This is a genomic window from Alkalimonas sp., assembly GCF_020831925.1.
Classification (GTDB): Bacteria; Pseudomonadota; Gammaproteobacteria; order Enterobacterales; family Alteromonadaceae; genus Alkalimonas.
This window is the reverse complement of the sequence record NZ_JAFIFQ010000068.1, coordinates 1-13,631: the sequence shown is the minus strand read 5'-3', so window position 1 is coordinate 13,631 and position 13,631 is coordinate 1. Positions and strand designations below refer to the sequence as shown.

The window sequence follows — 13,631 nt, the reverse complement described above, 5'->3', positions numbered from 1 at the left end:
GGCGTAATGGCCAGGATCATTATCGCCTTGCTGCGCAAGAGATGACCGGGTTTGGAATAGGCACTGCAGCGGGTGCTGCAGCAGCAAAAGCAAGTTTTTCAGCCGGTGTGATTGCTATCACCAAAGTTGGTGTAGCACTCAGCTGGTCACCGGCTGGCTGGGTGATTTTGGCTGCTGCCGGTATCACAGCCTTGGGTGTCGGTTATTATGCGGCTAATTATGGAGATACTTTAGGTAAAAGAGCAGCTGGTGCGGCGTATGATGCCAGCTCCAACTGGCAGACACGAGGCCGGCGTTAATGGTCGAAAATACGATTCACGAACCGCTACTAGCGCTAGAACACATTATCGCGCTGCTTTTAATACTAAACTCCGCTGCCTCGTTGCTAATTTTTGCCCAATTTGGCATGCGGCCACTGGAAAAAAAGTTGCGAGCGCTGCACAAAGATACCGTCAGCCAATGGGATGGCCCTGGCTGGCGTATTTTTACCTATGCCATAAAGCTGTCGGTGCCAGCAACTTTTTGGGGCAAAAAAGGCGAATACAAAATGTTTCTTGATCCGTTTTTACTGCACCAGATTGCAAGCAGACGCGATAAATTTCTGGCACGTTGGTTGATGGCGTCAGCCCTGCTCTTCGTAGTTTATTCGGTTATCTATGTGGAATTCCTTTAGTTATGCTCATAGCACAAAACATGTGAATGTTGTTGTGAGAAAAATCGCGAGCACACAGGATGATACCGGTGACTGCAGGCAGACACGAGGCCGTCGCTAATGACTGAAACAGCTATCCAAGACACACTGGACATAGCAACCATTATATCGCTCATTTTATTTCTAAACTTCGCTGCTTCGCTGCTGATTTTTGCAAAATTTGGCATGCGACCGCTGGGAAAAAAGTTGCAAGAGCTACACAAGGATACTGTCAGCCAATGGGATGCCTTTGGTTGGCGAGTGGTCACCTACGCCATAAAGCTGTCTGTGCCAGCAACCTTTTGGGGTGAAAAAGGCGAATACAAAATGTTGCTCGATCCCTTTTTACTGCACCAGATTGCAACCCGTCGTCACCGGCTCTTAGCCATCTGGAATTTGAGTTCTTTTTTGATATTCATTGTGTATGCAGTTATTTATGTGGAAATGCTTTAGTTATGCCTATCACGCACAGCACCTAATGAGTGTTTCTTGGAAAAGTCATGGGAGTACAAAGTGACCGATGCTCACGCTCGCAAGCTCTAGGCCGTCGCTAATGACTGAAGCAGCGCTCCACGAATCGCTTATGGCACTCGAACACATAATTGCGGGTATGTTAATTGTAAATTTCGCTGCCTCGTTGCTGATTTTTGCCCAACTTGGTATGCGGCCTCTGGAAAAAAAGTTGCAAGAGCTACAAGTTGCAAGAGCTACAAAAAGATACTGTCAGTCAATGGGATGGCCCTGGCTGGCGTATTTTTACCTATGCCATAAAGCTGATTTTACCGCCATCAGTCTGGGGCAAGGATGGAGAATATAAGATATTTCTCGACCCTTATGTACTACAAAAAATTGCAGGCCGACGAGAGCGGCTGCTCGCTTTTTGGCTAATGGGCTCTTTAATGTTATTGATGCTCTATGGGGTTTACTATGTAAGGGAGAGCTAGCTGTGATTGTAGTTGCCTCACTAAAAAGCCCCGCCGGTAACTAGCGGGCTTTTTAATTTGCCCAATGGAGTTCAGTACGTCACTTAACCGATTTAAGATGCTTGCGCTGATGCGCTTTATCGATGGCTATATCTTCAACATTTGTCTTTTCAGGCATCAGTTCATCCCAGCTCCGAGGCCCAGCCATCAGGCCACTATCTACATCGGCCAACTCCTCAGGGATTTCTGTACTGAATAACTTTTCCGCACGCTCTCTTGCCCTTTCGAGCAACCATTGCTCAAGTTCAGGCGAATCAGCTGGAGGTCGTTTCTTAGTTGTCATGAATTACCACTCCTACAAATTCCGCCATAAGTGTGATGGCACATTGCTGGCTTTGCCGTTGAAATAAGTAAAACCATGCTTTTCATAATAGCGGATTACATCAACATTTACTGGCCGCATAATACGAATTTCCTCTGCACCTAATCTATCAGCATAAGCCTCAGCCGCCGAGATAGTGAGTTCTACGACCTTCCCCTTCAAAGGATGCTGTCCCGGAGCGCCTCAATAATATCCAGCCGCAGTCGTGAACCTGAAAAAGTTGGCTTACCGATACTTAAGCCACACAACTTTGCCTTTGCAAACCAGATAGCCAATTCAAACCGTTTAGGGTGACGGTAAGCATATTGCTTAAAACCCTCCCGCCATGACCAACTAGCGTCGCTATGACGACTTGGGCTCTCTTCCCACTGATGGGCTTGCGCCAATGCAAAAGCATTAATCACATCCAGCTGAACAACACTCTTTAAACCAACTGGCAGCGTTGCCTCTGCAATATGCAAGCTATGCTCCCTAAAGCTCTGATATTTATTTTCAGCTGAGCTGTGCGCATAATTCATTTTATTTTCACAAATAGCACCAATAATCTGCGCTTACCATAACAAATAAAGACCATTGCACCTAACAAAAATTTTATTTAGCGGAGCATTCCACTTGCAAAGAGTTGTGTCGCCACTGCTACTAGCTGAAATCCATGGCGGGCTAAGTCAGCATCCACCTCGCGACAACGGAGACCGCAAAAAAAAGCCCCGCCGGGTCACTGGCGGGGCTTTTTTATGTTTCTAATGCACAAAAATGCGCAAAGCTTACTCTTTCGGTCCCGGGCCTAAGTAACGGTCCAGCCAACCGGTGAATTCACTGAACCAGAACACTGAGTTGTTGGGTTTTAAAATCCAGTGATTTTCATCCGGGAAGTACACCAGACGCGCATCCAGCCCCATGCCTTTGTACACGCCATAGATTTCGAAACCCTGGGTCACCGGTACCCGGTAATCCAGCTCACCATGGATAATCAGCATCGGCGTTTTAAAGTTGGCGGCATGCATCGAGGGGCTAAAGCGCAGCACGTTCTCCATGCCATCCCAGGGCGCGCCACCATAGGCATGCACCCGGTGTGCTGTGCTGTCGGAGGCAAACTGGCCTTTTAAGTTGTACACACCAGCGTGATTAATCAAGGCCTGATAACGGTCGGTGTGGCCGGCAATCCAGCTTACCAGATAGCCGCCATAGCTGCCGCCGGCCGCTGCCAGGCGGTTTTCATCGACATAAGGGCGCTCAAGCATAAAGTCGATGGCCCGCTCGGAATCGATAAAAGGCTTGGTTGGGTGATCGCCATGAATGGAAATGGCAAAGTCCTGGCCAAAGCTGGTTGAGCCATGAAAGTTCGGCAAGATGGTAATGTAACCGGCTGCGGCAAACACCTGGGCATTCCAGCGAAAATGAAAGGTATCGCCAAAGAAGCCGTGCGGGCCACCATGCAGCAGGTTTAACACCGGCCACTTCTTGCTGGCATCAAAGTTCGGTGGATAGACCACAAACATCTGCACCGGGGCATCATTGGCGCCTGCGTAGGTCACATTCTCGACCTTGCCCCAGTCGATGCTGTCTTGCAGCGCCTGATTCAGCTGAGTGATTTGGCGGCGGTCACGGCCATTCACCCGTACACTGAACAGCTCCGGCATCTGGGTCAGGCCGTGATGCACAAACAACAAGCGGCCATCGGCGGTTTCCGCCAGACCAGTATTGGTGCCACCGCGCAGCACCTCACGAATAGCACCACCGCGTGCTGGCATGGCAAACAAGGACGTCATGGCTCTGTCATCGGCCTGAAAGAAAATCTGCCGGCCATTGCGCGAATACTGCCAGTTGACCGGGCTGTGATCAAAGTCGCTGGTTAAAATGCGGCTTTGACCGCTGCGTAAATCGTACTGCAGCAGGTTGATCTGATCGGCGTAAAAGTCATTGCGCAGGCTGCGGCCCCACAGCAGGTAGCGTCCATCCGGGCTAAACACCGGGTTGATATCCCGGCCCGCGTTATCGGCACTCAAATTGACATAGCTGCCACTGCCATCGGTTTGCAGCAAAAGCACATCGGCTTTAAAGTCATCAAAAGGGGGTTCGGTGGTATTGGCCGTTAGCGCAATCTGCCGGCCATCCGGCGAGATATCGTAGCTAATGCCACCGCCAATATTGAAATAGCGCTGCCAGCCTGGCGTCAGCTCACTGACTTCGCCGCTCGCCAGTTGCACCCGGAACAGCCGCGGATACGCATCCTGCTCTAAGAAACGATCCCAATGCCGGTACAAACGGTTTTCAGTGACAAAGGCCGAGACTTTGGATTTGGCCTTTTCAGCTTGCTCGGCTTTCAATGCAGCAAAATCGCCAGCAAAATCCGCTGGTACCTGCGCCATAAATACCAGGCTCTGGCCATCCGGCATCCATTGCACCGCCGAGACCGCCACCGGCAAATCGGTCAGCTGACGCGGCTCACCGCCATCCATCCGCATCACAAAAATTTGGTTACGCTCGGCCTGACGGCGCGACACAAAGGCAATTTTGCTGCCATCGGGCCGCCACACTGCCCCGCTGTCGCTGCCACTGGCCGGAAACGTCAGCTGCTGGCTCTGGCCAGTTTGCAGGTTCAGCCAATGCAATGCCGTGGTGCCGCGGTCGGTCTCCATGCTGTAGCTAGTAACACCATACAGCGCACTTTTACCATCCGGCGCCAGCACCGGGGCCGATGGCCGTTGCACCGCCCAAAGGTCTTCAGGCGTCAACGGCCTGGACGCTTCGGCTTGCGCCAGCCCACCAACAAACAAGCTAGCCGATAAAGTCAAAACCGCCGTCAGGCGGCCGGAGAAGAAAGGAACCATGGGTTATCCTCTGTCGTTATACCGCCGGCTACTTTAGCACAGCAAAAACGGCAGCGAAAAAACACACGGTTAATGGCAGACTGCGGGCGTTAATCTGCCCGTTAAGACAAAACCTCTATATGCTGATCGGGCCACTGGTAATGGATTTTCCGCCGACCACCGGCCTTAGCCTGATACAACAAATCATCAGCCTGCTTTAATGCCTTCTGCATCGATTGCCCCTGGTCCAGCAACACAGCACCACCGCTAACGGTAACATCCAGTTCGGCAATAGACTCTCTGCTGATGGTGCAGCGAATTTTTTCAATACTCTCTGCAGCAGAACCAGGTTCAACACCCCGTAAAATCAACAGAAACTCCTCGCCCCCCCAGCGTAGCACCCTATCTTCCTTACGAACCGAACTCAATAGCCGCTCTGCCAAACAAGTTAACACCTCATCGCCTTTATCATGGCCATAACTGTCGTTAATCTGTTTAAAGTGATCCACATCCAGCAATACCAACAGATCTCCGCTGGCATGGCGCATATCCTGTAAAGCACGCCGGTTAAAGAGCTGCGTTAAGGGATCACGCTTGGATAAGTCATCCAGCTGAGCATTTAAAAGCCGTACATGGCGCATTGCACTCAGCAGCCCGATCAAACTTAACAGTAAAATCGTTACCAAGCCGATGTACAGGGTTCGCTCCCGCTGTGCTCGTTTTAATCGCTCATCGCGCAGAGCATTGGCTTGCTCCAGCAACTGAATGCGCAGCCCTTGCTCCTGCGCTTCAAACTGAACCTGCAGCTCGGTATATACCCGGTCGCGCTCAATGGCCAGAACCTGATCCCGGATCTGCCGCTGCTGCCTTAGCGCTTCGTTTTCTTGCATGTACAAACCCGCCTCATGGTAGGCATCGGCCAGATGGCCCAACATAATGCCCTGCAAGCCTGGTGTGGTCTGGTTGATAAACGCTGCATAGGCTTGCTCCATAATAGGGAGCCCCTGCTCCACTAGTCCTTGCAAGACCTTGACATAACCAATGTTAAAGCGCGTTACGTGCAGCTCTCTGTCGTTGTGGAGCGTTTCGGCAATGGCAACGCTTTGCTGAAAATAACGGTTGGCCTTTTCAAACTCTTTCAAATGCATATACACGGCACCGAGATTATTCAGTGCCATCATCTGCGTACGCCCCGGCGCTTGCGGATACACCGCTTTAGCCGCTTGCTTAAAATCAGCAATCACCTGCTCGCTGGTTCCTTCCGACATTTGCATCCCGGCTCCACGAATAAGATGCAACTCCGGCAGTAAGATACTCAGCTCCAGCTCTGTTGCCACCTGTAGTGCTTGCGATGCAATCTGGATAGAATAACGGTAATTCTGCAGCCGGCTCTGGATCCTGGCCAATTGCAACTGCAGGTACTGCCGACGGTAGTTTGTGCCAGCACCATCCAGCTGTAAAATTTCATGATGCGCTCTTAGAAAAAAGCTTAACGCTTGCTCCAACTCACCATTGACTTTTAACACCCGCCCTAATTGCAGCAGCAACTCAAATTGCAAACGGGGAGTCACCTCATGCAGCAATAAAGATTCGACCTGAGACACCAGCGCCAGCGCCTGTGCATGAAGCTGGTGATGCAACTGCAGCTCCAACAAGGCGTTCAACACCTCCAGCTGAGCTTCGGTCGAAATTGGTTCTGCTTGGTGCAACAGAGTTTGCAAGGCACTTAACCCGTCTTGTTTTTGTTCAGGCGCTAAAGCCTGCTGCAAGAGCGACAAGGCTTTCACCCTGTACCAGGTATCGGAATCAGACTCGGTATGAAGCTGCTGCTCCCAAGCAGCCAATTGCGCAGCGTCAGGAAAACGCAGCGGAAACTGAATCACCGCATCTAGTTGCTGCTCAATACGGGGTACACGCTCAGCTAAACTGTGCCAGGACAGCACACTCAGAAAAAAAACAACGAACATACGACACATAACAGATCCTTCTCTCAACCAACAGGCGATGGCAACAGCCACCTACGAATGCGCCAATAAAAACTCCTCTCCTTGATAATTGTTTCAATAATCTAGCCATCTATGCGGCGGATTTGCAAGAAATAAAGCAAGAAACAACTCATTTGAGATACGAAGTTCCGTCAAGGGGAAGGTGCTAAGCGAAAGCTCAAAGTTTTTTGGTGTTAGTTAGCCAATAGATTTTCTATTAGTCGAATTAATGTCTGCTTTTGTTGCGGATCAGATTCAGCAACCAGCAAGGTAATAGCAGCCAGGCCGGTGTCATTAATAACAGCTTGATAGTATTCATTAAACAGGCAAAGCTGCAGCTCGCTTGACCAGTTGCAGCGCTTTCTCCAGTTCAACAGCGTTCTGGCTTAAACGTTGCTGGTTTACGCTATAGCCCTTTAGCAAATGTTGTTTTAGCGCCACGGACCAGAAACGCAAAACGCCCCGCAGCAAGCGAGGCGTTTTTGCTAAAAAGCAGCGCTATCGCTTAACGGGAACGCATGCGCCGGGTAGCACCAAGCAGTACCAAGCCAAGCGCCATCACACCCCAGGTTGCCGGTGCGGGTACAGCGGCTGTACCTTGTTGTGCCACCACATTCACCCCATCAATAAAGTTACCCATGGTGCCACTGTTGTGTGAAGTAAAACGCAAGGTGGTGTTGGTATCGGTGGCAACAAAGCTGCTGCTAAAGAAGTTCCAGCTCTTGTTGGTGTGATCGTTCAGCGTTTGGCTCACATCCGCCACCGTCACCTCAAACTGCTCATTGCTGCCATTACGGGCACGGTAGTAAAAGCTCAGCTCATAGCTTTGGCCTACCAGGGTTTCAAAGCTCTGGAAAATCGACCAGGCTCCCTGGTTGCTACCATGCGCATTCAGCTCAATAAAGTGGTTGCCGGTCACCGCCTGCACGCCATTCATCGAGTTCCAGATTTCGATATTGCTGCCCTGCCAGCCCGGCACTTGACTGGATGGCATCCAGGTCCAGGAATTGGGGTTAACAGGGTTGGCTTCAAAGTCACCGTTTACAATCAACGACGCCTGAGCGCTAAAACTCGCTACTGCCAATACAGCAGCACCTACCACGGTACGAACAAGTGCAAATGACATTTTTGGTCCCTCAAATACTGGTTAAACTACCCGCTCATTGTACCAGTTAACAAATAGCAACGGAACAAAAATTAATCGACTTTGTTAATCAATGGGTTGTAGATCGTCTAGTGCGATGATGGCTTTCAATCGCGCAAAAGTGCGCATGGATTCACTAGCCTCCATATCGCGGTAATCTGGATTGGTTGCTTTCAATAAATAACGGCCATTGGATTGCTTCTTAACCACGCGCAGCAAATAAAAAGCATCACCAGCCTCATCGACCAACTCTATGGCCATAATATTGTTACTTATAGAGCCGGCGCTGCTTGGTGTGACCCACTCAAACAGCAGCAAATCGCCATCGTGGACAGGCTGCTTACCGCCATTCATCGAATTTCCTTTGGCCGGTGCAATAAAATGCCGCTCTGGAGTAAGGTTGCCATAGTGCTGAGGTATAGCGTGCAGTCGAGCATCGTCTGGTGAACCACGCCCAAAGTGACCGCAGGCAATTTTTAAATCCGGATAAAATGGCAGCACATTTGCAGCTGGGCCCTTTGTTTTTTCCGGAAGCGCAGGCGCTGATAAAGCTGCAACCGAATTAGCCGCTTGCTGATTTTTGTGGCTCCCTTTACCCTTGGCATATTGCGCCAACCGGTAGTCTATCAACTCATCCACCAGCGCCATCAAAGGCTCGGCATCTGCAGCAGCCAACTGGAAGTTAATTTGGAAATAATCGCCATCCCTGCGAAACCAGGCTTGCTGGTCTTTCTGATCTCTAGCGCAATAAAATTTGATGGGATTATCCAGCCAATACTTAAGCCATTTACTACTTCTCGCACTTTCAGATTGAAGCTCAGCTTTAATTTCCTGTCGGGCCCAATCAGGATGCCGCCAGATAATGTGCCAACTTCGCTCTGCCAACGCCTGAACAGTCACCTTCTTCCGAAAGCCATCAAGCTCCAGAAAAGCACGGAGCAAAATCATTTTGAAGCTTTTATTCAGCGAAGTAGTTTCTACTCCCCGCAACAAAAAGAGCCTATTGCGCTGCACGACCTCAGTAAAACTTTGGTCTTTTTCGACATGTGCTACTAATTCAAACCAACTGTGATGGGATTTACGCACTTTGCTAAAATCATAACCTGCCTCAAAGAATTCAGCAGCAGACGGCCGATGCCCTAACTCATCAGCAAGTTCATGAAGATCGTCTTCCGATGTGTTCCGAATGGTGCGAGCTAATTGCTGCATGTAATTAACAACTTCGGGGGCGAAATTGATGTAACAGCCCTCAGCCAACTTTGGAGGATTTTTCGTAAGCTCAGCCAACTTCCTAGATGGGCCAACATTGAATAATGTGGCAGGCTTTAATAAAAATGATCGATGATTCCCAATAAAATCGACCACCACCAAATGCTGCTTATCAGTATCCGGGCTCTGTCGAAGCCCCCTGCCCAGCTGCTGTAAAAACAAAATTTTCGACTCAGTCGGTCGCAGCATCAGCACCGTATCAATCGCGGGCAGGTCGGTCCCTTCATTGAACAAGTCTACCGAGAAAACGACTTCAAGCTGTGCCATCGCCAACTGCTTCAAAGCCTCGTTGCGTCGCAGTTCACTTCCCTGATAGACCGCCGCAGCTTTGACACCCTGCCGGCAAAAATAGTCCGCCATGAAATCGGCATGGCGGCGCGAGATGCAGAACGCCAAAGTACGGCTTTGCCGCAAAAGCTGCCAATGTTTGAAAATATGCTGTGCTCTTCGCAGCGTTGCAAAAGCAGAGTCCAGGGCACTGGGATCAAACCTGCCATTGCGCCAAGGGATTTCCTGATAATCGACAAAAGGGTCGTTCAGGCCGTGGTAATGAAAGGGAACCAAGATGCCATCTTCAATACCATGCACCACATTGCGCTGATAAACCAAGTTGTGATCGCACAGTGCCAAAATATCGGCCTGATCGGTGCGTTCAGGCGTTGCAGTCAGCCCAAGTAGAAACCTGGCTTGAAAATGCGACAACACCCCCTGATAACTCCGACCTGCTGCATGATGAAACTCATCCACCACGATATAATCGAAATGATCAGGCGCAAACTTTTGCAGGTGCTCTGTTTTACCAAGCGTTTGAACCGATGCAAACACCATGTCTGCAGAGGCCTCTTTTTCTTCCCCGTTATACAAACCGCTGCTTTTGGTCGGTAATAGCCAACTAAAGGTACGCTGGGCCTGATGCAAAATTTCTTCCCGATGCGCCACAAATAGAACACGATGTGCCTTCATTTGTATGACATCAAAAGCCGCCAGCCAGGTTTTCCCCATCCCGGTTGCCAGCACGACCAGGCCCCGTTGATAGCCTTTAGCTCTGGTCTCAGCCAAAAAATCCAGTGCCTCTTGTTGAGCGCTGTTGGGAATGATTTCAGGCTCTTTTTCATCGTCCACCATGCTCAGCTGCTTCGTTGTTGCTTGCTGTGCCTGATAGCGACGAGTGTACTCAGCGAGAAGCATTTCATTCAGGGGTAGGCTTTGCGGATGGCTGAAAATAGTTAAAAATTGTTCGCGAATATGGCTGTAATCAGCAGGTATGGCCTCGCCAATAAACTGATAACGCAAAGACCATTCATGACTGAGGGTCAAAGCAGCCTTGCTAATATTGCTGGAGCCGATGTAGGCACATCCGCTTACCTGTTCGTCATCGACGCTACGGGTAAAAATGTAGGCTTTCATATGAAAGCCTGTATCTGGCTTACAGCAAAACAATCGTATCCGAGCCCCACGCTCTGCCAACAGCAATAACTGACGTAAGGCCCTTGGCGAAGTAATCAGTAAGTAATCTGACGTCAGAATCGAAAGTTGCGCACCAGTATCAAGCGCGTCTTCAAACGCAGGCAACAATAATTCCAAGCCCGATGGCTGTATAAACGCCACACTGATTTCAATTTCTGTGGCATGATTGATGGCTTGCACCAACTTCGGCAGAAGAGGATCCGAAGCTCCACCAGCCGTAAGTATCGGGCCTTGCCAAAGCAAAGCACTCATGTTCTGCTTTTCTCCAACAAAGCGTTCAGCCACAACTCACGTTCACGTCCGGGACGGAGATCGCTTGTGGTCCAACATTTCAAGACTTGCAAGGATGTGTCCTTAAGCATGTCACGCAAACGCTGTTCAGTCATATTGGTAAAATGGCGACCATCCCGCTCCGAATCACTTTCAGCTTGCTTGAACGAGCAATAAAAGAACCCAGCTGGCTTTAGCTGATTGGCTAAGTGTTTAAAAGTGTGGGGAAGGTTTGCAGCAGGAACATGCAATAAAGAGGCACAAGCCCAGATGGCATCCACAGGCTTCGGCGAGGAAAAGTCATTGAAGTCTGACAACAGCACCTTGCCATTGGTTAACTCCCGTGCAGCCGCAACCATGGCATCGCTGGCATCAAAGGCCGTCACTTGAAATCCTTGCTGCTGAAAAAACAGAGTATCGCGGCCACTGCCGCAGCCTGCATCAACAATATGGGCGCCCTGATTTAAATAAGGCAAAAACTGATCATACAGCGCCGCCATCTCGACCTTCACCGTATCCTGGACGAAACGCGCAGCATTTTGATTGTAAAAATTGACAGACATACAGCATCCAATGCATTTTTTTCTGTTTTACCAACAAAGTCCTTGGGCTACAAGCGCTGAACGACTATCGATTGCCTCAGTGACCTCACCCCAAAAACTCCGCCAACCCTTTCGGCAGCAGCGCAGGCTCAAAAATCTCAATCCAGTAACCATCCGGGTCGCGGATAAAGGCGATGTCTTTCATTTTGCCATCGGCTGGTTTTTTCACAAAAGACACGCCCAGGGCTTCAAAACGCTGGCAGGCGGCGGTTAGGTCGGGCACGGAGAAGCCAATGTGGCCGAAGCCTTTGGGCGCGTCGTTGCCGTTGTGATACTGGCAGTTGTCGTCGGTTTCGCTGCCCCAGTTCCAGGTGAGTTCCAGCATGGCTGGGCGGCTGAAGGTTTGGATGGTGCGCTCGTCGGTGATGCTGGACCACTGCTGTTTTTCTTGCTCGCTGAGCGCCGCCAGGAAAAACAGCGAAAAGGTCATCTCGGGAAAATCCAGCTTGCGCACCAGCGTCATGCCGAGTACCCGGGTGTAAAAATCCAGGCTGACGGCCGGGTCTTTGATGCGCAGCATGGTTTGGGTAAAGACAAAGTCGTTGGTGGCCGGGTCGCGCTGCTCGCACAGGCCGGGGGCGCTCTCAAAGTGACGGCTCATGGCTCACTCCTTATCGTTAGCTTGGCAAATGACAAGCAACCAGCTTAGCAGGTTTTACTGCCCTTGTGCGGGCACTGCTGTTGCTCGTTTCTGTTCGATGGTGTGTTGTAGCCTGAAGATATTGAAGCGCGCTGTTTGAAGGCTCGGGCTAACCGGCTTGCTGCAAACTACTGGTTTCGGTGGTAAAGCCCACCGACGCCAGCCAAGCAAAAGCATCGTGTTCTTGCGGGTAAACCCGCTTTTCGAACCCCGGCCTGGTATCACAAATCATTTTGTCGAGCTGGTATTTTTTAATCATACTGGGACAATAGACTTGGGCAACATAACGCAGTTGGTGCTGGAGGCACCAGTGCACCAGTTCTTGAATCACCGGCTCAATTTCCGGCACGCCAAGCTCCCAATCATCCAGATACACGATGTGCGCCCAGGGCTGGCCAATCAGTTGCGAGGCCATACATTTAAATTGGCTGCTGTAATCTTCGGCGGTTAAACGGTTCCAGCCACCTTTCGCCCTTGCTAAGAGCACGTGCTGCTCGCGCCAGAGCGTAAATTTCTTAGTAGGCATGAGGCTTCCTTGGTGCGTAATTCAGATTATCAGAATAGCAAAATGGTCAAAAAATGCTTTGATCTGGCCACTGGTTTTATGGCGAATCTATATATTTTTTGCAACGGCTGTTAGTAGTAACACTGTCAAGCGCCCTGCTTTTATATATTCCCACGTGCCCCGCTTAAATTAGGTAAACTTAATTTAATGCAGCTTAATTTGATCTTGCTCATGCCATACTTTGCCACAACAGGTATGGTAGAGCTTTCTTTACCACAACCAAGGACAACAAGCTATGACCAATAAAACCGTGACAGTACAGGCCAGTATGGCCGATGGCTTTGCCATTTCGGGCGAGCTGGATGGCCATAAGGTCACCATTGATCAGCCGGTGGCGGCAAAAGGCACAGGCACTGGCCCAACGCCGTTGCAGTTGATGCTGTTTGCGGTGGCGGGCTGCATTGGCACCATTGGCCGTATTGCCGCCTTTCAGCAAAAAATTGAGCTGCGCAGCATGCAAGTCACGGTGGAAGGTGATTACAACCCGGCCGGGTTGCTCGGTAAGCCGACCGAGGATCGGGTGGGCTTCTCGCAAATTCGCATCAGTGCCAGCATCGATGCCGATATGACGGATGCAGAAAAGCAGCAATTTCTGGATGAGGTCTGCGCCCGTTGCCCGCTTCACGATAACCTGCTGCATGGCACCAAGGTACTGCATAGTCTGGCATCTTAACCCCTTTTCTCCACCCCCCTTTTTAGTACGGCTGCACCTGGTGCAGCCGGCAAAGCTGTTACAAGTATTGAGCATAATATCGTAACAACCTGTTGCAATTTTTGCGTTAAAAATTGTTATCTTGCCCAAAAACCCCGTTATGATAGTCGTTCAGTTTTTTGAAGGAGCGAGCTATGGGATTTGGATTATCACTGATTGGCTTTTTTGTTG

14 protein-coding genes are annotated in these 13,631 nt (G+C 50.2%); 5 read left to right on the top strand and 9 right to left on the bottom strand.

The window, feature by feature from the left end:
- From JJU14_RS14890 to JJU14_RS14875, 4 genes are all read left to right on the top strand, one after another.
- On the top strand, positions 1 to 299 hold a 299-nt coding region (locus JJU14_RS14890), incomplete at its 5' end, for a hypothetical protein (RefSeq protein WP_228614514.1).
- A gap of 128 nt (positions 300 to 427) precedes the next feature.
- The gene (locus JJU14_RS14885; protein WP_228614513.1) at positions 428 to 673 is read left to right on the top strand and encodes a hypothetical protein; all 246 of its coding nucleotides are present in this window, start codon (positions 428 to 430) and stop codon (positions 671 to 673) included.
- A gap of 99 nt (positions 674 to 772) precedes the next feature.
- Positions 773 to 1,144 carry a hypothetical protein gene (locus JJU14_RS14880; RefSeq protein ID WP_228614512.1) on the top strand — a complete coding sequence of 124 codons (372 nt, stop codon included), beginning with the start codon at positions 773 to 775 and terminating at the stop codon, positions 1,142 to 1,144.
- A 245-nt stretch (positions 1,145 to 1,389) separates the two neighbouring features.
- Complete coding sequence (locus JJU14_RS14875; RefSeq protein ID WP_228614511.1) at positions 1,390 to 1,635, top strand: hypothetical protein; 246 nt, start codon at positions 1,390 to 1,392, stop codon at positions 1,633 to 1,635.
- Positions 1,636 to 1,714: 79 nt separating this feature from the next.
- On the opposite strand, the gene JJU14_RS14870 is transcribed toward JJU14_RS14875, so the two are convergent.
- The 9 genes from JJU14_RS14870 to JJU14_RS14830 form a co-directional block, all read right to left on the bottom strand.
- Complete coding sequence (locus JJU14_RS14870) at positions 1,715 to 1,957, bottom strand: hypothetical protein (RefSeq protein WP_228614510.1); 243 nt, start codon at positions 1,955 to 1,957, stop codon at positions 1,715 to 1,717.
- Positions 1,958 to 2,154: 197 nt separating this feature from the next.
- Positions 2,155 to 2,514 carry a hypothetical protein gene (locus JJU14_RS14865; RefSeq protein ID WP_228614509.1) on the bottom strand — a complete coding sequence of 120 codons (360 nt, stop codon included), beginning with the start codon at positions 2,512 to 2,514 and terminating at the stop codon, positions 2,155 to 2,157.
- Positions 2,515 to 2,760: 246 nt separating this feature from the next.
- Positions 2,761 to 4,827, bottom strand: a complete 2,067-nt coding sequence (locus JJU14_RS14860) for a S9 family peptidase (RefSeq protein WP_228614508.1) — start codon at positions 4,825 to 4,827, stop codon at positions 2,761 to 2,763.
- Between the two features lie 101 nt (positions 4,828 to 4,928).
- Positions 4,929 to 6,782, bottom strand: coding sequence for a tetratricopeptide repeat-containing diguanylate cyclase (locus JJU14_RS14855; RefSeq protein ID WP_228614507.1), 1,854 nt, complete (start codon positions 6,780 to 6,782; stop codon positions 4,929 to 4,931).
- Between the two features lie 514 nt (positions 6,783 to 7,296).
- Positions 7,297 to 7,917, bottom strand: a complete 621-nt coding sequence (locus JJU14_RS14850) for a DUF642 domain-containing protein (protein WP_228614506.1) — start codon at positions 7,915 to 7,917, stop codon at positions 7,297 to 7,299.
- 84 nt (positions 7,918 to 8,001) lie between these two features.
- Positions 8,002 to 10,923 (bottom strand): DEAD/DEAH box helicase family protein, encoded by a 2,922-nt coding sequence (locus JJU14_RS14845; protein WP_228614505.1) that lies wholly within the window; start codon positions 10,921 to 10,923, stop codon positions 8,002 to 8,004.
- Positions 10,920 to 11,504 (bottom strand): class I SAM-dependent methyltransferase, encoded by a 585-nt coding sequence (locus JJU14_RS14840; protein WP_228614504.1) that lies wholly within the window; start codon positions 11,502 to 11,504, stop codon positions 10,920 to 10,922. The genes JJU14_RS14845 and JJU14_RS14840 overlap by 4 nt, the downstream gene beginning before the upstream one ends.
- 85 nt (positions 11,505 to 11,589) lie before the next feature.
- Positions 11,590 to 12,144, bottom strand: a complete 555-nt coding sequence (gloA, locus tag JJU14_RS14835; protein ID WP_228614503.1) for a lactoylglutathione lyase — start codon at positions 12,142 to 12,144, stop codon at positions 11,590 to 11,592.
- Positions 12,145 to 12,292: 148 nt separating this feature from the next.
- Positions 12,293 to 12,709, bottom strand: a complete 417-nt coding sequence (locus tag JJU14_RS14830; RefSeq protein ID WP_228614502.1) for a hypothetical protein — start codon at positions 12,707 to 12,709, stop codon at positions 12,293 to 12,295.
- A 274-nt stretch (positions 12,710 to 12,983) separates the two neighbouring features.
- Between JJU14_RS14830 and JJU14_RS14825 the strand changes: the two genes are divergently transcribed.
- Positions 12,984 to 13,421 (top strand): OsmC family protein, encoded by a 438-nt coding sequence (locus JJU14_RS14825; RefSeq protein WP_228614501.1) that lies wholly within the window; start codon positions 12,984 to 12,986, stop codon positions 13,419 to 13,421.
- Positions 13,422 to 13,631: the final 210 nt, after the last annotated feature.